This is a genomic window from Parvibaculum sp. (assembly GCF_030651915.1).
Lineage (GTDB): Bacteria > Pseudomonadota > Alphaproteobacteria > Parvibaculales > Parvibaculaceae > Parvibaculum.
On sequence record NZ_JAUSBV010000010.1, the window covers coordinates 450421 to 474358 of the forward strand.

At 61.9% G+C, this 23938-nt stretch carries 18 protein-coding genes; 4 read left to right on the forward strand and 14 right to left on the reverse strand.

The annotated features are described in order from the left end of the window. Window position 1 precedes the first annotated feature (1 nt). From Q7V31_RS16250 to eno, 4 genes are all read right to left on the reverse strand, one after another. Window positions 2–1378, reverse strand: coding sequence for a pyruvate dehydrogenase complex E1 component subunit beta (locus Q7V31_RS16250; protein ID WP_304735841.1), 1377 nt, complete (start codon window positions 1376–1378; stop codon window positions 2–4). Between the two features lie 3 nt (window positions 1379–1381). Then, the gene (gene pdhA, locus Q7V31_RS16255; RefSeq protein ID WP_304735843.1) at window positions 1382–2437 is read right to left on the reverse strand and encodes a pyruvate dehydrogenase (acetyl-transferring) E1 component subunit alpha; all 1056 of its coding nucleotides are present in this window, start codon (window positions 2435–2437) and stop codon (window positions 1382–1384) included. Between the two features lie 174 nt (window positions 2438–2611). Then, window positions 2612–2941 (reverse strand): septum formation initiator family protein, encoded by a 330-nt coding sequence (locus Q7V31_RS16260; protein ID WP_304735844.1) that lies wholly within the window; start codon window positions 2939–2941, stop codon window positions 2612–2614. A gap of 69 nt (window positions 2942–3010) precedes the next feature. Continuing rightward, window positions 3011–4285 (reverse strand): phosphopyruvate hydratase, encoded by a 1275-nt coding sequence (eno, locus tag Q7V31_RS16265; protein WP_304735845.1) that lies wholly within the window; start codon window positions 4283–4285, stop codon window positions 3011–3013. Window positions 4286–4469: 184 nt separating this feature from the next. Between eno and queC the strand changes: the two genes are divergently transcribed. Genes queC through queF form a run of 4 tightly spaced genes read left to right on the forward strand, consistent with a single transcriptional unit; the run spans window position 4470 to window position 6653 of the window. After that, window positions 4470–5183, forward strand: a complete 714-nt coding sequence (gene queC / locus Q7V31_RS16270; RefSeq protein WP_304735847.1) for a 7-cyano-7-deazaguanine synthase QueC — start codon at window positions 4470–4472, stop codon at window positions 5181–5183. Window positions 5184–5194: 11 nt separating this feature from the next. Then, entirely contained in the window at window positions 5195–5824 is a 630-nt protein-coding gene (queE, locus tag Q7V31_RS16275; protein WP_304735849.1) for a 7-carboxy-7-deazaguanine synthase, read from the forward strand. Continuing rightward, entirely contained in the window at window positions 5824–6192 is a 369-nt protein-coding gene (locus tag Q7V31_RS16280; protein WP_304735850.1) for a 6-carboxytetrahydropterin synthase, read from the forward strand. Before queE ends, Q7V31_RS16280 begins: the two co-directional genes overlap by 1 nt. Continuing rightward, entirely contained in the window at window positions 6192–6653 is a 462-nt protein-coding gene (gene queF / locus Q7V31_RS16285) for a preQ(1) synthase (protein WP_304735851.1), read from the forward strand. Before Q7V31_RS16280 ends, queF begins: the two co-directional genes overlap by 1 nt. Window positions 6654–6756: 103 nt before the next feature. Here the strand turns inward: queF and Q7V31_RS16290 are convergent, their stop codons facing one another. The 10 genes from Q7V31_RS16290 to Q7V31_RS16335 all read right to left on the reverse strand — a co-directional run bounded on the left by Q7V31_RS16290 (window position 6757) and on the right by Q7V31_RS16335 (window position 23928). Next, window positions 6757–7740, reverse strand: coding sequence for an AraC family transcriptional regulator (locus Q7V31_RS16290; protein WP_370690673.1), 984 nt, complete (start codon window positions 7738–7740; stop codon window positions 6757–6759). 18 nt (window positions 7741–7758) lie between these two features. After that, window positions 7759–8790, reverse strand: coding sequence for a 4-hydroxy-2-oxovalerate aldolase (gene dmpG, locus Q7V31_RS16295; RefSeq protein WP_370690674.1), 1032 nt, complete (start codon window positions 8788–8790; stop codon window positions 7759–7761). Further along, window positions 8787–9734, reverse strand: coding sequence for an acetaldehyde dehydrogenase (acetylating) (locus tag Q7V31_RS16300; protein WP_304735854.1), 948 nt, complete (start codon window positions 9732–9734; stop codon window positions 8787–8789). The genes dmpG and Q7V31_RS16300 overlap by 4 nt, the downstream gene beginning before the upstream one ends. Window positions 9735–9743: 9 nt before the next feature. Further along, on the reverse strand, window positions 9744–10523 hold the full coding sequence (locus Q7V31_RS16305) for a 2-keto-4-pentenoate hydratase (protein ID WP_304735856.1): 780 nt from the start codon (window positions 10521–10523) through the stop codon (window positions 9744–9746). Beyond that, complete coding sequence (locus tag Q7V31_RS16310; protein WP_304735857.1) at window positions 10513–11364, reverse strand: alpha/beta fold hydrolase; 852 nt, start codon at window positions 11362–11364, stop codon at window positions 10513–10515. Before Q7V31_RS16310 ends, Q7V31_RS16305 begins: the two co-directional genes overlap by 11 nt. Window positions 11365–11390: 26 nt before the next feature. Further along, window positions 11391–12263, reverse strand: a complete 873-nt coding sequence (locus Q7V31_RS16315; RefSeq protein WP_304735859.1) for a VOC family protein — start codon at window positions 12261–12263, stop codon at window positions 11391–11393. Window positions 12264–12275: 12 nt separating this feature from the next. Next, the gene (gene hcaB, locus Q7V31_RS16320) at window positions 12276–13106 is read right to left on the reverse strand and encodes a 3-(cis-5,6-dihydroxycyclohexa-1,3-dien-1-yl)propanoate dehydrogenase (RefSeq protein WP_304735861.1); all 831 of its coding nucleotides are present in this window, start codon (window positions 13104–13106) and stop codon (window positions 12276–12278) included. 36 nt (window positions 13107–13142) lie between these two features. Continuing rightward, a complete protein-coding gene (locus Q7V31_RS16325) occupies window positions 13143–13706 on the reverse strand; it encodes a 3-phenylpropionate/cinnamic acid dioxygenase subunit beta (RefSeq protein ID WP_304735863.1) in 564 nt (187 codons plus the stop codon). Then, window positions 13706–15088 (reverse strand): Rieske 2Fe-2S domain-containing protein, encoded by a 1383-nt coding sequence (locus Q7V31_RS16330; protein WP_304735865.1) that lies wholly within the window; start codon window positions 15086–15088, stop codon window positions 13706–13708. The genes Q7V31_RS16325 and Q7V31_RS16330 overlap by 1 nt, the downstream gene beginning before the upstream one ends. A 395-nt stretch (window positions 15089–15483) precedes the next feature. Then, the gene (locus tag Q7V31_RS16335) at window positions 15484–23928 is read right to left on the reverse strand and encodes a GH36-type glycosyl hydrolase domain-containing protein (protein WP_304736045.1); all 8445 of its coding nucleotides are present in this window, start codon (window positions 23926–23928) and stop codon (window positions 15484–15486) included. Window positions 23929–23938: the final 10 nt, after the last annotated feature.

Here is a 23938-nt window from a genome sequence, read left to right on the forward strand (position 1 = left end):
CTCAGCGGTAGCAGACGGCTTTCACCGCCTCCACCACATCATCGGCGCTGGGCAGCGCCAGCTTTTCGAGATTGGCCGCATAGGGCATCGGCACGTCCTTCTGCGTCACACGCAGGATCGGCGCGTCGAGAAAGTCGAAAGCATCCGCCTGCACCCGCGCGGCGATTTCGGCACCGATGCCGCACACCGGCCACGTCTCTTCGACCGTTACCAGACGGTTGGTCTTCTTCACGGAGGCGATGATCGTGTCGATGTCGAGCGGACGGATGGTGCGCAGGTCGATCAGTTCGACATCGAGCCCCTCTTCCTGCAGGCGCGCCATTGCCTCCAGGCAATAGACGATGCCGTGACTGTGCGAGACGAGCGTGACGTCCTTGCCCTCCTTCATTACGCGCGCCTTGCCGATGGGCAGGACAAAGTCGTCGAACTTCGGGACATCAAAGGTCTTGCCGTAAAGCACTTCGTTTTCGAGGAAGATGACCGGGTTCGGGTCGCGGATCGCGGCCTTCAGGAGCCCTTTTGCATCCGCCGCCGAATAGGGCGCAATTACGATGAGGCCCGGAATATGGGCATACCAGGATGCATAGTCATGGCTGTGCTGGGCACCGACGCGGGAAGCAGGTCCGTTCGGCCCGCGGAAAACGATGGGCGATGACATCTGCCCGCCCGACATGTAGCGCGTCTTGGCGGCCGAATTGATGATCTGATCGATGGCCTGCATGGCAAAGTTGAAGGTCATGAACTCGACGATAGGGCGCAGGCCGGCGAAGGCCGCGCCGACGCCAAGGCCGGCGAATCCATGCTCGGTAATCGGCGTATCGACAACGCGTCTGTCGCCGAACTCTGCGAGCAGGCCTTGCGTCACTTTGTAGGCGCCCTCGTACTGCGCCACTTCCTCGCCCATGACGAAGACGTTTTCGTCACGGCGCATTTCTTCGGCCATCGCGTCGCGCAACGCCTCGCGAACGGTTTGCTTCACGAACTCCGTGCCTTCGGGTAAATCGGGATCGGCCGCCACTTCGACAATGTGCGCCTTCGGCGCCGCAGATTTTTCCTGCTTCTTTTCGTCCGGTTTTGTCACCTGCTCTACTGCAACATCGGCGTTCCGTTCAGGCTTTTTCTTTGCCGGTAGATCATCGTCACCTGTCAGAAGGGCAATGACGGCGTTGACCTTCACGTTCTCGGTCCCTTCCGGCACAACGATTTTCTCGACTGTGCCTTCATCGGCCGCTTCGACCTCCATCGTCGCCTTGTCGGTCTCGATCTCGGCAATCACGTCGCCCGACTTCACGTCGTCGCCTTCCTTGACCAGCCATTTGGCCAGTGTGCCTTCCTCCATGGTCGGCGAAAGCGCGGGCATCAGGATTTCGATCGACATCGCTCAGGCCCCCGCCAGCACGTCGGTCCAGAGTTCCGACGGATCGGGCTCCGGACTCAATTGCGCAAATTCTGCGGCGTCGTTGACGATGGCCTTGATCTCCTTGTCGATCTCCTTCAATTCATCCTCTGTTACATGCTTGCCGGTCAGCAGGCGGGTGCGGACCTGTTCGATCGGGTCATGCTCCTGGCGCATTCGGGCCACTTCTTCCTTGGCGCGATATTTCGCCGGATCGGACATCGAATGACCGCGATAGCGGTAGGTCATCATTTCAAGGATGTAGGGGCCCTTGCCGGCACGACAGGACTGAACAGCCTTTTCTCCGGCCGCACGGACGGCGCGCACATCCATGCCATCGACCTGCTCACCGGGAATGTTGAAGCTGACACCGCGTTTGGAGAGATTGGTCTGGGCGCTCGCGCGGGCAACGCTGGTGCCCATCGCATATTGGTTATTTTCGATCACATAGACGACGGGCAAGCTCCACAGTTCGGCCATGTTGAAGCTCTCATAGACCTGCCCCTGATTGGCGGCGCCGTCGCCAAAATAGGCAAGACAGACGCGATCATTGCCGCGATACCGATTGGCGAAGGCGAGCCCTGTGCCGATCGGCACCTGCGCTCCTACAATCCCGTGGCCGCCGTAGAAATTCTTGTTGCGGCTGAACATGTGCATCGAACCGCCCTTGCCACGTGAGTAGCCACCTTCGCGCCCGGTCAGTTCGGCCATGACCCCTTTCGGATCCATACCGCAGGCCAGCATGTGACCGTGGTCGCGATAGCCGGTAATGACCTGATCTCCCTCCTCGATCGCCATCTGCATACCGACAACGACCGCCTCCTGACCGATATAGAGGTGGCAGAAACCGCCGATCAGCCCCATGCCGTACATCTGGCCTGCCTTCTCCTCGAAGCGACGGATCAGCAGCATGTCGCGATAGGCCTGCAGTTCCGCCTTTGACGACAGGTCCATACCGGCGTCTTTCTTTTTTACCGGCTTCGCTGCCGGCTTTTTTGCCGGTTTGCGGACGGCGGCTTTACTGGAAGTTCGGGACGCCATATGGGGGCCTCGGCGACATTGAAACGCGGCATCGCACTGGCTAGCGCGGTTCGCCAGCCCGTTCACCATACTTTAGAAGTGGATGATAAAGGTTTGGTTTCAATGCAAAAACGTCGAATTAACTGAATTTCAGTTAATTAACGTCGGGGCTCGGCAAGACATTCCAGTGACGGATCAGCGGCGGTCGAGGAAAATCACAAGCTCGTTGGCGCCCGCATAACCAAGCGCCGCGCGCGCACGCTCATCCAGCAGATCCGGATCGAGGCTTTCGGGCCGCAGCAGCGCGACCTGCCGGTCAAGCTGCTCACGTTGTCCGCGCAGTTCGACAAGCTGGTGCTCCAGTGTGTCGGCCCGATTCTGGATATCGAGCCAGGCGATGAAGCCGTGACGGCCATAAACGGCGTGATACGCGAAATAGCTGAGGACGACGAGACAGACCAACGGGATCAGCGCCTGTCTCAGGCGCATCGGCTCGCGGATTCGAATCAGTAGCTCGTTTTCCATAGACAACAGGGAATCATATAGCGATTCCAACGGTCAAGCGACATTTGCTAACAGGCGGCAGTCCGGCCCTCAACTCCTCACGACGCTCCGCCCCGCATATTCCGCCGACGGACCCAGAAGTTCTTCGATGCGGATGAGCTGATTGTATTTCGCGAGCCTGTCCGAGCGCGCCAGCGAACCGGTCTTGATCTGCCCGCAATTGGTGGCGACCGCGAGATCGGCAATGGTCGCGTCCTCGGTTTCGCCCGAACGATGCGACATGACGGCCGTGTAACGCGCCTTGTGCGCCATTTCGACGGCGCCGAGCGTTTCGGTCAGCGAGCCGATCTGGTTGACTTTGACGAGGATCGAATTTGCCGTGCCGCTGGCGATACCTTCGGCAAGGCGGGCGGTATTGGTCACGAAGAGATCGTCACCCACCAACTGAACTTTCGCGCCGATGCGATCTGTCAGTGCCTTCCAGCCCGCCCAATCATCTTCGGCCATGCCGTCTTCGATGGAGACGATCGGATATTTGCCGATCAGCGCCGCCCAATAGTCGACCATGCCGCCGGCATCGAGCTTCTTGCCCTCGCCTTCGAGGTTATAGACGCCGTCCTTGAAGAATTCGGTCGCGGCTGCATCGATGGCAAGGCAGATGTCGTCGCCGGGCTTGTATCCGGCCTTCTCGATCGCCCTCATCACGAAGCCCAGCGCCTCTTCGGTGGAGGCGAGGTTCGGTGCGAAACCACCTTCATCGCCGACATTGGTGTTGTGGCCGGCGGCCTTCAGTTCGGCCTTCAATGTATGGAAAACCTCCGCGCCCATCCGCACCGCATCGGCGATCGAACCGGCTGCCACCGGCATGATCATGAATTCCTGGATATCGATCGGGTTGTCGGCATGCTGGCCGCCATTGACGATGTTCATCATTGGCACCGGCAGAACGCGGGCGGCCGGCCCGCCGAGATAACGGAACAGCGGCTGGCCGAGAGACGCCGCTTCGGCCTTCGCGACAGCCAGCGAAACGCCAAGGATCGCATTGGCACCGAGGCGCGCCTTGTTGGGCGTGCCATCGAGATCGCACATCGTGCGGTCGATCAGAATTTGTTCGCCGGCCTCCATGCCGCCGATCGCATCGAAAATCTCGCCATTGACCGCCTCGATGGCCTTCAGCACGCCCTTGCCATTGTAGCGCGGGCCGCCGTCGCGAAGTTCGACCGCTTCATGCGCGCCGGTCGAGGCACCCGAGGGCACCGCGGCACGCCCCAGCGCGCCGTCCTCAAGCAACACGTCCACCTCGACCGTCGGGTTGCCCCGGCTGTCCAGAATTTCCCGGCCGATGATGTCGATGATGGCAGCCATGTCCGCTCCGTCTCTCTCTAGCTTGGATGTGGCGGTTTCATAGCTGAGCGGGGGCGGCGGCGAAAGGGGCTATTCGGCGCATGGCTACCGACTCCAGGAGGTTAACGCTGGCACAGCGGCCCGCCCGCCGCTTGACGCGGCCGGGCCCCTCCTGTTCAACAGCCTCGAACGGAGCGGACAGGCCATGACGAACCCCCAAGATTCCAAGGCGCTGGTGCTTTTCTCGGGCGGGCAGGACTCAACGGTCTGCCTCGCTTGGGCGCTGGCGCGCTACGAAAGCGTGGAGACCGTCGGGTTCGATTATGGCCAGACCCATGCGGTCGAACTGACTTGCCGGGACAGCCTCAGGACGGGAATCGCCGCCCTTTCGCCCGCTTGGGCGGCGCGGCTCGGCCCCGATCACACGATTTCGCTTCCCGAACTCGGGACCATCAGCGCAACCGCGCTGACCCGCGAGGTTGCGATCGAAATGGACGCGAACGGCCTTCCAAATACCTTCGTTCCCGGCCGGAATCTGCTCTTTTTCACCTATGCGGCGGCGCTTGGCTGGCGCCGGGGAGCATCGGTTCTGGTCGGCGGCATGTGCGAGACAGACTATTCGGGCTATCCCGACTGCCGCGCCGACACGATCGCGGCGCTAGAACGGGCAATATGTCTCGGCATGGGTCGGGATTTCAGGCTTGAAACGCCCTTGATGCGGATCGATAAAGCGGCCACGTGGCGGCTCGCCGAGGAACTTGGCGGCAAGGCGCTGGTCGAGCTGATCGTCGAGGAGAGCCATAGCTGCTATCGCGGCGACCGTTCGAAGCGCCACGACTGGGGCTATGGCTGCAACGCCTGCCCGGCCTGTGAATTGCGTGCGCGCGGATATGCCGCCTATATCGCCGGCAAGACCTAGAGAACCAGACGATGTATTCGGTGAAGGAAATTTTCTACACGCTGCAGGGCGAAGGCGCGAATGCCGGACGCGCGGCGGTGTTTTGCCGATTTGCGGGCTGCAATCTCTGGTCGGGCCGCGAGGAAGACCGCACTTCTGCCGTCTGCCGGTTTTGCGATACGGACTTCGTCGGCACTGACGGCGTCGGCGGCGGCAAATTTTCCGATGCGGTGGCCCTCGCCGCTGCGGTTGAGCGCGCATGGGCGGGCGCGGCGGAGGACCGCTTTGTCGTCTGCACCGGCGGCGAACCGTTGTTGCAACTCGATGAAGCGTTGATCGACGCGCTTCACGCGCGCGGATTCGAGATCGCCGTCGAAACCAACGGCACCATCGCGGCGCCTGCGGGCCTCGACTGGATCTGCGTCAGCCCGAAGGCCGAGGCCGCCTTGAATCAGACAAGCGGCGACGAGTTGAAACTGGTCTATCCTCAAGAGACGGCAAAGCCGGAGCGGTTCGCCGGACTGGATTTCCAGCACTTCTTCCTGCAGCCGATGGACGGTGACAACACAGAAGAGAACACGCGCGCGGCAACGGCTTATTGCCTCGCACATCCGAAATGGCGCTTAAGTCTGCAGACGCACAAGCTGATCGGTATTCCGTGATGAAGATATACAAAGAGTTCCTGTTCGATGCCGCGCATTTCCTTCCCTATGCTGAGGAAGGTCATCCGAACCGCCGGATGCATGGTCATTCGTTCCGCGTCGTGGTGTGGCTTGCCGGCAAGCCCGCAGCTGATACCGGCATCGTTCGCCATTTCGAGGATGTCGAGCGCGAGGTGATGGCGGTGCGCGAGAAGCTCGATCATCATTTGCTGAACGAGATCGCGGGACTTGAGTTTCCGACGCTGGAGCGGATTGCCGCCTGGATATGGAACGAACTCGCAAAGCCGTTGCCCGAGATCGCGCGTGTCGAGGTTCACCGCGGGTCGTGCCGCGAGGGCTGCGTCTATGACGGGCCGGAGGGAGAATGATGGCAAAAAAACCGACAGGCCTGACGCAGCTCGGCAACTCAGCGCCGCTGCCAGCCTCGCCCGACAAGGCGGTGCTGGAGCGGGTCGCCAATCCGCATGCCGACACCGATTATGTGGCGCGCTTCACCGTGCCCGAATTCACCTCGATCTGCCCCGTCACCGGCCAGCCCGATTTCGCGCATCTCGTCATCGATTATGTCCCCGGCAAATGGCTCGTCGAGTCGAAGTCGCTGAAGCTCTACATGCAGGCCTTCCGCAATCACGGCGCATTCCACGAGGACTGTACGGTCGGCATTGGCAAGCGGCTGGTCGAGACGCTGAAGCCAAAGTGGCTGCGCATCGGCGGCTACTGGTATCCGCGCGGCGGCATCCCGATCGACGTCTTCTGGCAGAAAGGTAAGCTTCCCGCCGGCGTCTGGGCACCCGATCAGGGCGTCGCACCCTATCGCGGACGCGGTTGAGCAAACCGAATTTTCCGAGGCAGTTTAATGGTTCGTTGGAGTCAGACGGTCCAAGCAGCTGTCTTATTTGAGACATCCCGCAAGGAATGTATCCCTGTCGCCTTCACGACAGTTCGATGCTGGCGAGATGCCGTTTTCGCCACTGGAGCGGCGTCGTGCCGAACTCGCGGCTGAATGCGCGGATGAACGCTGCCGCGGAACTGTAGCCGGCCAGGTCCGCTGCCTCTTCGACGGACGTGTCCTCTGCAAGAATTTTCCGGGCCACGAGCGTGAGACGCATTCGGGCAAGCGTCTGCATCGGTGTTCGTCCCACGATGCGCCGGAATTCCTCCGTGAATTTCGTTCTGGACATGCCGGCGAGGCGCGCCAGCCGGTCGATGCTCCAGTTTTCCAGCGGTGCATCCAGAAAAGCGCGAATGGCGGTGCTCACTCCCCTGCTCTTCACAAGACCGGCCTCGCGTGCATCCGTCTCGCCACGTGCGATCAGAATGGAACGCGTCATGTTGATCAGGATGATTTCGGCAATCCTGCGGACAATGATTGCCTGGCCGTATTCCTGCCCCGCGCCGACAAACTCTTCATCCAGAAGTTCGGCCGCTTTCCATATCCGGCGGGCGCATTCCGGCGAAGACTCCCGGCTCAGGTAAATCGGGCCGATGATCAGATTGGTCAGGGCTATATTCTCGGACGGCACAACACCAAGCAGGAGTTCGACATCGCTTTCGGCAGCGATCTCCTCGGTTATCGGCACCCGCTGGAAACTGTCCAGCGGCATCGCCTCAGGCTCAGGCACAGAATGAAGCCGATGCGGCGCAAGCCCGCTCACGCCGACAATGGAGCCCGGCGCGAGATCGATGAACCTCGGCTCGGGAAAATCGATGCTCAGGCGAAAATGCCCCCGCCGCACCATGACGCAATAGGAATAGTCGCCAGGGTCAAGCCGTTTTCTGAACGGATAGGACGCCGACGAGCGAAAGAAATAGACGCCGTCCATTCGGACATCGGCGCGAATATCGCTGGCGTCGAGATTCCGGAAAGACTGAATGCCGTTCGCTTCTTTTTCCTTTTTGTTCGTCATGGCGTGCATGTTTTCCGATCGATCAGATCACGAAAGCTTCGCCTCGTCCTGCCGCGCCAGATCGAGCGCGATGTCCACGATCATATCTTCCTGACCGCCAACCATAGCGCGTTTTCCGGCCTCCAGCAGAATTTTGCGGACATCGACGCCATAGCGCTCCGATGCGGTTTCGGCATGGCGCAGGAAACTCGAATAAACGCCCGCATAGCCAAGGCTCAGCGTTTCTCTGTCCACGCGCACGGGACGGTCCTGCAGGGGCCGCACGATATCTTCGGCCGCATCCATCAGCGCCAGCAGGTCGCAGCCATGTTGCCAGCCATAACGGTCGGCGGCGGCGATGAAGACTTCGAGCGGCGCGTTGCCCGCGCCTGCGCCCATGCCCGTGAGCGACGCGTCCACCCGGACGGCGCCGTTCTGAACGGCGGCGATCGAGTTCGCGACGCCGAGCGACAAATTGTGATGCGCATGGATGCCGCGCTGCGTTTCCGGCTTCAGAACCCTGTCATAGGCCTGCAGGCGGGCGGCAACGTCGTCCATCGTCATGGCGCCACCGCTGTCGGTCACATAGACGCAATGAGCGCCATAGCTTTCCATCAGCTTCGCCTGCGCCGCCAGCGCGTCGGGCGGCGACATGTGGCTCATCATCAGAAAGCCCGAGACATCCATGCCGAGCTTGCGCGCCGACTCGATATGCTGCCTCGCCACATCGGCTTCCGTGCAATGCGTCGCGACGCGCACCGAGCGGACGCCGAGATCGTGCGCGCGGTGCAGATCCTCAATGGTCCCGATGCCGGGCAGCAAGAGCGTCGTTACCACGGCACGCTCAACGACCTCGCAGACCGCTTCGATCCATGCCCAGTCCGTGCAGGCGCCGAAACCGTAGTTCAGGCTCGACCCCGAAAGCCCGTCGCCATGTGCGATCTCGATGGCATCGACACCCGCCTTGTCGAGCGCGCGGGCGATGACGCGGACATGTTCCAGCGAATATTGATGGCGGATCGCGTGCATCCCATCGCGCAGCGTCACGTCCTGGATGTAAAGGCGGTCGGGGATATTCATGCCGCCACCTGCCATTTCATTGCAATCGCCTCGGCGGTGCGCAGCGCGGCTGAGGTCATGATGTCGAGATTGCCCGCATAGGCCGGCAGATAGTGACCAGCGCCTTCGACCTCGAGAAAGACGCTCACCTTGAGACCGGAAAAGGTACGGTCCATATCCGGCAGATAGAGCGGCGCATTGTTGCCGATCTTCTCGATCTGCACCGACTGTTTCATCCGGTAACCCGGCACATAGGCCTGCACCTCGACGACCTTTCGTTCGATGGCGGCAGCAATACGCGCCGGGTCTGCTTCCTCGCAGAGACAATGCACCGTGTCGCGCATGATCAGCGGCGGTTCGGCCGGATTGAGAATGATGATCGCCTTGCCGCGCGTGGCACCGCCCACCGCCTCGATGGCTCTCGACGTCGTCTCTGTGAATTCATCGATATTCGCGCGCGTGCCGGGCCCTGCCGATTTCGACGCAATGGAGGCAACGATTTCGCCATAAAGGACCGGCGCGACGCTGCTCACCGCGGCAACGATCGGGATCGTCGCCTGGCCGCCGCAGGTCACCATGTTCAGGTTCCGCTCGTTTGCGAGCCTGTCGAGATTAACGCTCGGCACCACATAGGGGCCGATGGCGGCCGGCGTCAGGTCGATCACCTGCTTGCCATGCGCCTGCAGGATTTCATTGTGATGCCGGTGGGCGCCCGCCGAGGTCGCATCGAAAACGATGCCGATGCTCTCGAATTCCGGCATCGCCACAAGCCCTTCGATGCCCTCCGCGGTCGTGGCGATGCCGAGCCTCGTTGCCCGTGCAAGCCCGTCGGATGCGGGATCGATGCCGACCATCGCCGCCATCTCCAGCGTCTTGGAAAGGCGCATGATCTTGATCATCAGGTCGGTGCCGATATTGCCCGATCCGATGATCGCGGCGCGCACCCTCCCCTTCGCTCCGGTCATTCGCGTCTCCTATGCGAAGGCGACGTGCAGCGGCTTGAAGCCCTGCACGTAAACGGTGAATTCGCTGCCCGGGCTCGCGTTGCACATCGGGCCGAGGGCGCCGGACAGAATGATGTCTCCGGCGCCGAGCGGGCGGCCGACCTCCACCATCTTGCGGGCGAGCCATTGGGCGGCGTTGAGCGGATTGCCGAGGCAGGCGGCGCCGACACCGACCGAGACCTGCTTGCCATTCAGCAGCATTTCCATGCCGCCAAGGTGGAGGTCGATTTCGGAGAGCTTGCGCCGGTCCTTGCCGAGAACGAACTTCGCACCCGAGGCATTGTCGGCCACCGTATCCGCCAGCGTGATCCGCCAGTCGGCGATGGCGCTGTCGACGATTTCCATAGCCGCCGCCGCGCAATCGATGGCAGAAGCGACCTCATCAAGGCTCGGGTTCGGTTGGTTGAGAGGCTTACCGAGAATGAAGGCGATCTCGGCTTCCACCTTGGGCTGCATCAACCCGGCGACCGAAACCGAAGCCGCGCCGCTCACATCGTCAACATCGAACAGCATGCCGTAGTCGGGCTCGTTCACGCCAAGCTGCGTCTGCACGGCGGGCGATGTGAGCCCGATCTTCCGGCCCACGATACGCTCGCCCGCCGCGAGACGCCTCCGCGTGTTGATCTCCTGAACGGCGTAGGCCGAGGCAACGTCGAAACCGGAGGACGTTTCGGTCACCGGCGGTATGGGGGTCCGGCTATGTCGTGCCTCGGCCAGGGCGGCCGCTATCGCCTTCAGGTCATGCGGCATTGGCCGCCCCGAAGAAGTCGCCCGTCACGCGGTTGAACTCATCCGCGTGTTCCCACTGGGCCCAGTGTCCGCATTGCGGCAGCACGAAAAGCCGGGCCCGCGGAATCTGCTTGAGCAACGGGAACGCCATGTCGATCGGCATTACCTTGTCCTCGCGCCCCCAGATGATCATCGTCTCGTGCTTCAGCGATGCGAGGCGCGGATCGTTCCAGACCGGCTCCATCAGCGCCTTGGGATCGGGACGCATGGGCGGTGTCTCGACGATATGCGGCTGCAGCGCGGTCTTCATCCGACCTTCAAGCAGCTCTTCCGTGATCTGCGAGGGGTCGTAGACGAAGTCCTTCACGAAGCCGCGCAGGCGCTCGATCGAGGGCCCCGGACCGTCGTAGAAAAACAGAAGCGTCTTGATCGCTTCGGTCGGAAACTGACTGAACATCGGAATGCTGCCGCCCGGTCCCATCAGAACCATGCGATCGACTTTCTCCGGCCGGTCCAGCGCCAGACGCAAGGTCACCATGCCGCCCAGCGAGTTGCCGACGAAATGCGCCTTGTCGATGCCGAGTTCGTCGAGAAATTCGCCCATCTTCGTCGCATACCAGGCCGGCATGGCACTGCCCTTCGGCTTGATGTCCGACTTGCCGAAGCCCGGCAGATCGGGAACGATCACACGGAAGCTCTTCGCCAGCACCTCGATGTTGCGGTTGTAGTTCGACCAGCCGCTGGCGCCCGGTCCGCCGCCGTGAATGAGAACGAGCGCCGGGCCCGTACCTGCTTCGTTGTAATGAATCCTGACGCCCTTGACCGTGACGAACCGGCTGGTGCCTTCTTCCGTGATGCTCATAAAACTTTTCCTCGTTTGCTTTTCTTCTAGACGCGCTTGTGGCCCCACATGCTCGTGACCTCGTGATGGGTCACGCGCCAGACCTCGTCGTGAACTTCGATACCCGCCGTGCCGACCTCGACTTCGAAGCCCGACGGCGTTGCGGCATAGAACGAGACCATCTGGTCGTTTGAATGCTTGCCCAGTGTCATGGTTTGCTTCACGCCGCATGCACCGATGCGATCCATCGCAAATCCGACATCGTCCAGCGTCGCCATTTCGACCATGAAGTGGTGCAGCCGCTTCGGCGCGGGCATCGGCGCCAGCGCCAGCGTGTGGTGACGCGGATTGCAGTGGTAGAATTCGAGGACCAGCGTGAAGTCGGGTGAAATCGACATGCCGATCGTGTCGGAAAGCCGGAAGCCGAGAAGCCGCGTGTAGAAATCGCGGATCTCATCGATCTTCTCGGACGCCAGAACGACATGGCCGGCGCCCTGGCTACCCGTCATGAAACCGGACACACCCGCCGGAGAATGGAACGGCAGATTGGTGAGCGCCGTCGCGCCGACATAGACCTCGACCTGCAGCCCCGCCGGATCGGTGAGGACGAGAAGGTCGCGCACACCGCGCTCCTTCTTCAGATTGTCGGATGCGGGCGCGCATGGGACGCCTTCCTTTTCAAGACGCTCGCGGAGGGCCTGCAATCCTTCCGGCGTTTCGACTTCGAGCCCGATGAAGGCGATGTCGTCCGCCGCCCCCTTCTCGAGCTGGATGCGGAAGGCCCGATCGTCCATCCGGTAGCGGGCCGATGTGCCGTTGCCGCTCCCCGGCATCAGGCCCAGAAACCCTGTCAGATAATTGTCCCATGCCTTGAGGTCGCTCACCTCGAAGCCGATATATCCAAGCGATGCCACGCTCATCGGTTTCCTCCCCTATTTTCCGTACCTGGCGGCAAGACCCGCGCCCGCCGCTACGACGCCGATGCCCCGGACGCCGATGCCCGTCTCGCAAATGAGAACGCCGCCGGTTGCCGGCGCGCTGTCGCGGCGCGAGGCGAAATAGACATAGGAGCCGGCATATTCGGCAGGCGCCGGCACCCGGCCGAGCGGCACGACAGGGGCCGCGACCGTCGGCAGATCGACGCTGCTGATCGCCTTGTCGGCGAGGCCGAGCGCGGCCGGCCCGCGCAGATCGGTATCGATCGGCCCCGGCGCGACACCGTTCACGCGGACGGTGGGGGCGAATTCGAAGGCGAGCTGGCGGATCATGCCGACGACCGCATGCTTGGACGCGGTGTAGAGCACGCCGCCACCCGCCGGATCGAAGCCGGCATTGGAAACCGTGTAGACGAGCGACCCGCCGGAGCGGACCAGCGCCGGGAGCGCCGCCTTCGCAAGATGCAGGTAGCCCTTCACGTTGACGCCGAACAATTCGTCGAAAGCGCCGTCGATCTGCTCTTCCGGCATGTCATCGAGCGTGACGCTGTAATCCCAGATGCCCGCATTGCCTATGGCGCAGTCGAGCTTGCCGAAATGCTCCACCGCCAGCGCCACGGCTGCCTTATTGTCCGGCCCGGCGCGCACATCGCCCGCATGGGTCGCGACGGCCTCGCCATGGTCGCGCTTCACGTCCTGGAGCTTCTCCGCCGAGCGGTCGAACACGACCACGCGCGCCCCTTCCTCCACGAACCTGTCGACGATGGCGCGGCCGAGGCCCGATGCGCCTCCCGTCACAAGCGCGACTTCTCCTTCCAATCTTCCCATGAGCCTCCCCGCTCTCTGAAAGTTACAAACCCTGTTCTAGAACAGGGTGCTCATGTTCGTTGCCCGGATCAGTGTCTGGTCGAGATAGATTTCCCGTCCGCAGAGCTTGAGGACGCCGTCGACGCGGCGAAGCGTATCGACGCGCCGCCCGACCCACATGCTCTCTTCCGTATTGAGACGGCTGCGATAGAGGATGAAGGCAACCTCGACTGTCGTCTCCACGCCGTTCACGCCGGTGATACGGACATTGTCGACGATATGGCGCGTGCGGGATGGCGGGTCTTCGGACCAGGACGATCCGGACTCCATCTTGGCGACGCGCATCGCCAGCGCCTGCTTGTCATCGTCGTAAAAGGACATGTCGCCGCGCTTGGTGAACTCGCGGTCGATGTCGGACAGCGTCACCGTCCGCCGGATCGGCATCCAGTAGCTGCAATCCTCGGTCCAGAGATCGAGCCAGGCGCGATATGCGCGCCCGTCGATCATGGCCGCCTCGGCATAGAGGAACTGTTCAATCTCGAACTGAAGCTCCATCCGCTGCTGGAGAGAAAGCGCGTCGAGACCGGATGTTTCGGCTTCCACCGCCCTTGCCTGCGACATCAGACCCTCCCTTTCGGCAGCGCCGGATGATTTGCCTTCAGTTCGGCCCAGTCGTCGGCCGTCAGCCAGTTCATCCAATTGGTGTAGAGCCAGCGCTGCGCGTGTTCGCTGATGGTCGTTTCCACACGGCTCGTACCGGTGGCGTCGGTCAGCACCTCGTCCTGACCGAGCCCCATCGCCATGTGGTGGCGATAGCTCCGCGCCTTCACGCCGCGCGAGGCGCGCGTGCTCTGGCTCCAGTTCTCGCCATCATCCTGCTCGAGCATGCCGGCCGGTCCGAAGAGATGCGCGCTGAAGGCGATCTGCTTCTTCTTCACCTCTTCGGGCAAGGCCTTGGGCAGGACGGTGAACCACCAGATTTCGGTTGCAAAGGGACCGCGCGGCAGACGCAGCGAAAGCTGCGTGCCGTTGGTCGAGATCCAGAGGTTCGGGAAGATGTTGGGATGCCCCATGCAGCGAACGCCGGTGGGACCGAGCAGTTCGCGCGCGGCGCTGAGGCGCGGCGGCACCACGGGCTTGCTCGGATCCTTGAGCATTCCGGCCGCCGCAATGGCGAGCCGTTCGTCATCCGTCATGGCATCGATTTCCGCCTGCCGTTCCGGCGTGATGACCGGCCCGCTGATCGCATGCCCGTAATCGCCGAACATCACCATCTGGTGCTTCGGATGCAGAATGGCGGCGATGTCCATGAAGCCCGCCATGCCCGCCGAGGCATGGCTGTATTGCACGTGATACCAGTCGAAGAGATTGTCGACGGCGATCTTCCAGTTGCAGTCGATGACATTCTTCTGGATGCCGTCCACAATTTCGACCGGGCCGTTCGCCGCGAGAAGGCCAAGGCCGATGCGGCCGACCTCGCCCAGATAATCGGGGAGCGGGGGCGTATCGGGATCGAGCGTCGCGAAATAGAAGCCGTGCAGATGATCCACCTGCGCCGCCCTGGCGAGGCCCCATTGCGACTTGTCGAAGTCCTTGCGGTAATAGGCCGTCATGCCGGGAACGCCGATCAGGTCGCCGTTCAGGTCGTAGTTCCAGCCGTGATAGGAGCAGACGAAGGATTTGGCGTTGCCCTGCTCGGCGCGGCAGAGCGCATTGCCGCGATGCCGGCAGGTGTTGAGCAGGACCTGCACCTCGCCCTTCCTGTCGCGGACGACGATGACCTGATCCTCGCCGATATAGTTGATGAAGTAGTCGCCGGGATTCGGGATCTGGCTCTCGTGGCACATGAAGTTCCAGGCCCGCGCAAAGATGTTGCGCATCTCCAGATCGTAGATTTCCTGGTCGGCGAAAACCCGGCGATCGAGCGTTCCCTCGGCCGGATCGAAGTAGGAACGGATTTCAGATTTGCTCGGGGCGCCCCCCGGCTCTTGAACCAAGTCCATCGCTTCCTCCTTGTTCCGCTGCTTCCGCAATTCCGCGTGCGGCGGTTTCATTGCGGAAAGCATGCAGCGAGCCGGAGGATTTCGCGTCATCCCGACGTTCATAAAAATTGATAATTCGTCCGGAATTTGAAAATACCGAATCCAGTCAATTTTACGCGTACGCGCGACGAGGGGATGAGGACGGCCAGAAGACGGCAGCGGATGTCCGTGCAGGTTGAATGTGATTCAGATGGTGCATTCCACAAGTTTGGTTGATTCAAACGAGCTAAGTACCTGATTCTATTGGCGCTCGCCGACCACAGTTGGGGCGGTCCCAAGAGATTTGATTGGTCGTAATTTGATTGTAATCCCGCAAGCGCCGCCCAGCTCAGGACCTGGGTTGGCGCATCGCCTTGTCAGCTCGCATCTTTGCCAACTGCCCGTAGCCGTATAGCGACCCGCCGAACACCCTCTTCGGGAAATGCGACGGTCTGCCCCTCGCAGGTCGCGCCATCCACCGTCATTTCGATCGCTCCGGTCTGAAGACGGTCCGGATTCTCGACGCGGATTGCAAGAGTGCCGTTGTCGCGCCGGATTTCCGCTTCAAACGATGCCCAATGCCGCGGTAAGCACGGATCGATGACGAGCCGGCCGTCGGATAGTTTCAGCCCGAGGATCGCCTCGACGCCCAGACGCCACGTCCATGCCGCGGCGCCGGTGTACCAACTCCAGCCGCCGCGACCGACATGAGGCGCGACACCGCCCACATCGGCTGCCAACACGTAGGGCTCGTCACGATACCGTTGAAGGTCGAGGGCGTTTCGCGTCCGGTTGATCGGGTTCAGAATCTCAAAGATGCGCCATGCGCGATCCCCCTCCCCGCGCGCCGCAAAGGCGAGCCCGAGCCAGGCCGCCGCATGGGAATATTGCCCGCCATTCTCCCGAACGCCCGGCGGATAGGCCTTGATGTACCCCGGATCGCGCGGCGTTGTGTCGAAGGGCGGCCAGAGCAGCCGGACCAGCTGGTCTTCTTCGCTTACCAAATCGCGCTCCGCGCTATTGAGAGCCTTATCGATGCGGTCCGGCGCAGCGGCACCGGAAAGTACCGCCCAGGATTGCGCGATGGAATCGATCCGGCATTCGTCATTGCTGTCCGAACCCCATGGCCGTCCATTGTCGTCGAGCGCCCGCATGTACCAATTGCCATCCCACCCCTCGTCTTCGACGGCGCGCGCCATTTCGCGCGCGCGATCGTCCCAGTAACTCACTAGATCGTCACGATCCATATGCCCGGCCAACCTGACAAAACCATTGATCGCGGCAATCGCGAACCAGGCAAGCCAGACGCTCTCGCCCCGCCCCTGAGAGCCGACGCGATCCATGCCGTCGTTCCAATCGCCTGAGCCGATCAATGGCAAGCCGTGTGCGCCCTGCGTGACGCCGCGGTCCAGCGCACGCCGGCAATGCTCGAAGATCGTTCGCGTCTCGCCCGGCGTGTCGAAGCGCGCGTACCGGTCATGCTCCTCCGGCGTCAGCACCGGCGCGCGCAGGAAAGGCACTTCCTCGGTCAGGATGGAATGATCGCCGGTCGCCTCGACATAGTGACTCACAGCATAAGGGAGCCACAGCAGATCGTCCGAGCAGCGTGTCCGTACACCCCGATCATGCGGCGGGTGCCACCAATGCAGCACATCGCCTTCCTCGAACTGACGTGCTGCGCAAGCGAGGACATGCGCGCGGGCGCGGGCGGGATCGGCATGAAGCAGCGCCAGCACGTCCTGAAGCTGATCGCGGAAGCCGAATGCACCGCCGGCCTGGTAGAAGCCCGCTCTGGCAAGAATACGTGAAGAAAGCGTCTGATATTGCAACCAGCAATTTATCATCAGATCGAAGGCTGGATCGGGCGTTTGTACCGTCACGGCACCCAGCCGACGGTCCCACTGTTCTGTCAACGCCGCCAGGGCCCGATCGATCGAGGCCGGTTCCTGCCAACGGCGCGCAAGTTGCTCCGCATGCGCCCTGTTATCTCCCTGACCGAGAATGAAGATCACCTCGACCGTTTCTCCACCCGCGATGTCGAGATGCGCCTGATAGGCCGCGCAGGGATCCGCTCCCGACCCTACCCGGTCACCGAGGTCCCACTGTCGAAGTGCCGCCGGATTCGCCAAGTCGCCCTCACGGCCCAGAAAATCCCGTCTGTCGGTGGTCAGGCTGTGTGGCGGATGACTGGACGTCAGGAATGCAACACGCTCGCCGAAGTCGGGGTTCCACGGGTTGCGTGCCAGAAGCGAATGACTGCCGCTGTCGTATTCGCAGACCACATGCGGCCGGGCCGTGCTGCGCAACGCGCCGAGTACCCATTCAGCGTAATATGTCGCGGTGACGCGCCGGGCGCGCGCAGCGGGATTGCTCAAGCGGAGCCGCATGATCTTGACGGGATCGTCCGTCGGCACGAAGACGAGCAGTTCCTGTTCCAGCCCATGGCTGTTCTGCCGCCAGAGCGTATAACCCGCGCCGTGACGGATCTGGCAGTCCGCTCCCTCGCCTGCCGGCATGGGTGTGGGCGACCAGACCCCGGCGCTTTCCTCATCACGCAAATAGAACACTTCTCCCGGCGGATCGCAGACGGGATCGTTGGCCCAGGGTGTCAGGCGGTTCTCGCCGCTGTTGACGGCCCAGGTAAACCCACCCCCGGAGTCTGTGACGAGCGTGCCGAATGCGTCGTTTGCAAGAACATTCGACCAGGGCGCCGGTGTGCCCTCGCCCGTTTCCGGCTGGATCACATATTCGCGTCCATCTGGCGTGAAACCGCCAATGCCGTTGTCGAACAGAAGATCGGCCGGGCGTGCCACTGGCGGAATTTCTTCCGTTGGAACCATATCACCGGAGCCACCGAAGAACGGAACGACCGGCCGCGGCCGCACAGCCTTCGTGAGTTGGCTCTCAAGACTTCCTTCCGACTCATCGAGGATGACATGGGCGACGCTCTCAAGCAGACGTATATCTTCTTCAGCCATATGATCAGCAAAGAGCAGATGGACGTCTTGATGGTGGCCGGTGGTTACGTGTCCCCTGGCAAATTCCCGCAACATTGCGGAGAGGCGCTCGCGCGACTGGTCGATATATCCGGATGGTCCCGTGCGAAGCACAACGAGGTCGACATGAAAGCCGCGCCGGTACCACAAACAATGCGCAGCGGCCAGCAGCCGCAGGAGATCGGTCGTCTCGTCGTCGGCTGCCCGGAGCAAGAGGATGGGCAGATCGCCGGAAATCCCCAAACCCCAGAGCCTCGGCTGACCGTGCCGGTTTGCGGCGACCACCGCAGGACGTCCTCTCAATTCATGGTAGGGATAAAGGAGAAGCGAGGCGAGCTGCTGCAATTCGGGCAATCGCGGCGACTCGAGAGCAAGCCGCTGGGTCTCGTGGGCCACCCCAGCCGCAGCATCGGCGAGAGCCCAATCCAGCGAGGCGAGTGTTGCGTAGCGCTCGGCGAGTTCCAGAACGGACTCACGCGAGCCGGCGACGAATGTCAAAAATGCGACTTCACGTCTTTCACCGGGCTGCAACTCAACGCATGCCTGAAGCGCCATCGCGGGGTCGAGCGTCCAGCCCACACTGCCTGAAAGCCCATCGACTATGCCTCGCGGACGTCGTGACGTCCCGTTCCGTCCGAGAAATGCCGCGCGATCCGTTTCAAATCCGATCAAATTCGGATCGGCGTCGCTCGAAATAATGCGGTGAAGCATGACCGGCGGCTTTTCGCGAGGATGACGCGTCCGGCGCGTGAAAAGCAAACCATTAAGATGCGGTATGTGTTCGCTACCGACGAAGAGCTTGCTGAAAGCGGGATGGCGCTCGTCCTCGAGCGGCGGCGCCATAACGACCTCGCCGTAACTTGTGAATTCGAGCGTCCGCACCTCATCGCTTTCATTGACGATGGCGAGGCGCCGGATTTCAACATCGTCACCCGCCGCGACCCCGACTTCCATCCGCAATCCGATGCCCTGGTCCCGGCGGTGAAACTCGACCATGTGCGGATGAAAGACAGTCTGCGCTTCCTCCGGCCGAACGCCAGTGGGTTGTCGTCCGACGGACCAGATATCGCCACTGTCCACATCGCGAACATAGACCCACAAGCCTTCCCGGTCGCTGGCGTCGGGCAGCCAGCGCGTGAGCGCCTGGCCGTGCCAAAGAAGTCTCCCGCCGCCGGCTTCCGATATCCAGCTCGCCAGGCGACCATTGGAAAGCATGTGTATTTGCGGAACCACCGGCATGACCGCCGGCTGCCACACATCGAGCACGGGAGCCGCCGACCGGCGCGATGACGGCCGCGGGAGTTCTTCCTCCCGGCCCGGCTCCGCCGGTAGTTCCCTCGGAATGCGTTCATGCAACAAGAGTTCCATGACCCGCATTCGACGGTCTTCGCGAAATCTGCGGATATGTATGTCCTCGCAGAGTGCATTGCCCAAGGCGCTCAGGATCATACCCTGGTGATGTGCCATGTAAGCGCGGACAGGCAGAAAGCGCTGTCCCGCCGGCACGCGCTCAGGCGTGAAGTCCGCCGCTTCAAACAGGCCGAACGCGCCCACAAGCCCGAGCCGCACCAGTTCGCGCAAGTTCGCTATTGCCGCGCCGGTATTTACCGCAAGTGCCAGTACTGTCGCATAGGGAGCCACGACGTGATCGTTTGCAAGCCCGCGGCGCAAGCCAAGCCCCGGCACGCCGAAAGCCCGATACTGGTACCGGTGGTCCGCATCGCGCGATGCATAGGCCGATTCCGATACGCCCCATGGAATGCCATACGTCTCACCATATTGCCGCTGAATCTCAACTGCCGCACGCTCACTTTGGCCGAGAAGCGTTCCAGGATCGCTCCGCAGCAGCAGCGGTGGCATGAGATATTCGAACATCGATCCGTTCCATGACACCAGTGACATTCCGTGCTTGGTCTGCGTCAGCGGTCGCCCAAGAAAGAACCAGTGTTCGAGCGGCACATCGCCCTTCGCGATGGCAAAGAAGCTTGCCAGCCGCGCTTCCGTTGCCATGAGGTCGTAGTGATGGGCGTCGACGCGATCGGCGCTATGATTATATCCAATAAAAAAAAGCCGTAGCTCCTGGTCGAAAAGCGGCCGAAAATCCATTTCTTCCGCAAGTCGCTCCGATCGCATGGCAGCGTCCAGCAGGCTCTCGCGCAGTTCGTGTTGCGCTTGTGCGCCTCGCGCGAATGCCACGGTCAGTTCCGAAAACCATTGGCTCACCGCCTCGCTCTCTTCATGTAGCGTGGCCGTTGCTACTATTTCTGCGATCTTGGCACGAGCATCGTCGGTTCCCGCCAGCGACATGGAAGGCGGCAGGCTTTCTTCGATGCGAGATGCGAATTCCTCGCAGCCAGCGGGGGGAGCGGCGATGAGAGTCAGCCATGGCGTGAACGCATCGATGTCGCGCTGCATGCCGACCAAATGGTGTCGCCCGCGCTCAAGCCAGATATTCATCTCTCTCAAAGCTTCAACGGACGGCGCCTTTGGGGCTGCAACGAGATCGTCGACGACCTCCTCTATTTCGCGCCATGTGTGGCCGCTTATATTCATTAAGGCCGTTCGCCAGTCCTGCGGGTTTTCGCGGGCGTGCGCGATCTGGAGAGTGAGAGATTCGATCTTCGAACAGAGTTTTCCGCCGTCCGAATTCTTGAATTTCTTTCCTGCTTCCGAGAGAAGATCGAGCGTGTCGCCGAGCCCGTCCCAAAGCGCGACCGGAAACGCCGATCCCCTTGCGGCTTCCAGACACCCTTGCTTCAGTGCCAACAGGCAAACAGCCAGATTTCCACTATCTACCGTCGACACATAACGGGGCTCGAGCGGGGTCAGAAACCTGGTGTCGTACCAATTGAAAATATGTCCGTGACAGCGTTCGAGCCGGTCGAGTGTATCGAGAGCGTTCTGAATGCGCGTCGAGAAATCTATCGGACCGATATAACCAAGGTCGGCGGCCGTGAGCGTCGAGAGAAGCATCATGCCGATATTGGTTGGCGACGTGCGGTGCGCGATCTCAGCATGAGGTTCTTCCTGATAGTTGTCCGGCGGTAGCCAATTGTCCTCGGGCCCGACGAACGTCTCGAAATAGAACCAGGTTCGCCGTGCAACCCGCCGCAGGAAGATCCTCTCCGCCTCATCGATTCTTTCGACCGGCATGCGCCGCGGGCGACGGATCCAGATCGCTATCTCGGGCGCCACGAGCCAGAGCAGCAGCAATGGCGCGGCGGCCGGCAAAGCCGATGGGCTTGCCGTAGCAAGCAATATCAAGAGCATGACGGCGAAAACCGGTGTGCTCGCCATGTGCAGCCAGGTTTTGGCACGCGTGCCATTCGCAGCCAGATGCTCGGCCACATGGGCCGCCGAGGTCCACTCCAAGAGGCCGCGCCGCGAAACGGCGAGCCGCCAAAGCGTTCGAACAATGGCATCAAGGGCCGTTGCCGCATCGCTGACGAGAAACGCCAGAGCGAGAAACCAGCGCCCCGCGTGATCGGCGAGACGCCGCATCGCGCTCCGCACAGCGCCCCGCCGACGCCCCCCCGCAAGCCCGGTTACGAGATCCGCGAAAAGATAGGCGCCCGGAACCGCGACTGTGAAGACCGTCCAGACCCACGGACTACCGGGCAACACCAGCCATCCAGCCGTTGCAAGCGCAAGAAGCGAAACCGGAACCAGACTTCGCCGCAAATTGTCGAATATCTTCCAGCGATCGAGGGCCGACAAACTGTTTGCAAACCGCTGACCATCGACGCCCGGCACTTGTCTCGCAAGCCACGGCAGCAGCTGCCAATCGCCGCGGACCCAGCGATGCCATCGGCGCATATACTCGACGTAGTCGGCAGGAAACCCTTCATACAGAACGATATCGGTCGCCAATGCCACTCGTCCGTGCGCGCCTTCGAAGAGGTCGTGACTTACAAGCGCATTCTCCGGTACCCGCATCTCGAGACTGCGGTGAAAAGGTTCGACCTCGTATATACCCTTGCCGACATAGATGCCGGCGCCGAACAAGTCCTGATAGACGTCCGAGACAGCACGCGAATATATGTCTATCGACGTATCGCCGGTGAAAAGGCGAGCAAAGAGCGATCGATTTCCTCGCTCAGGTGAAATTTCGACACGTGGCTGAATGACGGTGTAACCCGCTCGAACGCGTCCGGTCCCGGCGTCGAAGTCAGCCCGATTCAGCGGGTGCGACAGCGCGCCGACAAGCCGGGCGACGGAGCCGGGCGGCAGCGTGGTATCCGCATCCACAGTGACAACGAAGCGGACGCGCCGCAGCGCCGCGCAGTCGCCCTCCTCGATCGAAAACCCGGACTCCCCCTCTCCCAGAACATACCGATTGAATTCCTCGAGCTTTCCCCGCTTCCGCTCCCAGCCCATCCAGCAGCCCTGGCGCGAATTGTAGCGACGTGGACGGTGAAGCACATGGAACGGTCCCGATTTCCCGTTTCCGTAGAGATCGTTGAGCCTTCGAATTCCGGCGATCAGCGCTTCTTCCACATCCGCATCGCCAGGCAGGTGCTCTTCGGCCGCGTCGACATGGTCGCTCAGCAACGCGAAACGCAACGACGGATCCGGATTGGCGAGGCGATGCATCTCGAGTTGTTCGATCAACCGCGCCACTTCCGCCGGGTTCGCAACCAGAACGGGCACAACCACAGCGGTCGCGCAGGCCGGAGGAATGGCCTTCGCGAAGTCCATCTTGGGAAGAACACGCGGCGCCACCAACGACGTTACGGCCCAATGTACAAGCGTTACGCTCAGCACGGATGCCGGCAGCAGTGCAAACATGACGCCCAGCAACCAGTCCGCAAGCCCGGCGTCTACGGCCCAGAGGTAGAAAGCAGGCAGCACAAGCGCCGCAATCCCCGCCAGAACAAGCGCAGTCGCGTAAGCCCGTCCGGCATTCCGGCGGAGCCAGTTTCTGCCCGCGTCAATCGGTCCCCGCCGATATCCGATTGCCCGTTCCGTTTCAGGCCGGCCTTCACCGGTTAACCAATAACCAACATGATTGTGGGGCTGGCGTCGCACCTCGCCGCGTGCGCAGGTCAGCACATGCTCTGTCACCTCGGCTTCCGGCCGGCGCGAACCGAAAGCCAGATCTTCCACCGTTCTGCGATATGTATCCCGTGTTTCGAAGTCCATGTGCGTGTAGACGCCCGCGGGATCGCCGGCGAGTGCTGCTTCAACCAGACTGGTTTGTTCAAAAAACTCTTTCCACGGAAGCGACGCAATCACAGCCAGATTGGCGAGTGCGCGCGATACACATTCCGTATCCTCAAACTCGCCACAGTCATTGGCGTATCTGCTGGGATCGACGGGCGCTTCAAGTCCCGGGAGCAACCGTCCGAACGAAACGATCAGAACTTCCAGGCAAGCCAGACGAAGCATCGTCGGGAACGCCCACAGCTCGGCCGTCGTCAGTGCATCCCGTTCCTGATACGCATTCACGAACTGTTGGAGGGCCGCCAGCGAAAGCTGCAGATGCGACGCCTTCAGAAAACCGTGCGCAAGTACGAAAACACGCGGGTATCCCTCGTCGCCTGTATTCGTCAGGCTTGGCAGTCGATTGTAGAACTGCGATGGCAGATCCTTTTGTACCTGGACGATGGCGCGCCGTACCTGGTAGTCGTTGTCGAGCAACCATTCGGCGGCCTTCGTTGAGTCAGGGGGCGGATCGGCGCAGAGCCGCCGCACCTCGGCGAGCCACGCGACCAGCGAGCCCGCCTGTGCCCAGACCGCGAGTGGGGCTGGGGTTCTGCCCGATGTCACATGGCGCTGCCGCAACTCCGATGCCGCCATTTCGAGCGGGCGATGCTGGACCTCCATATCGGGCACG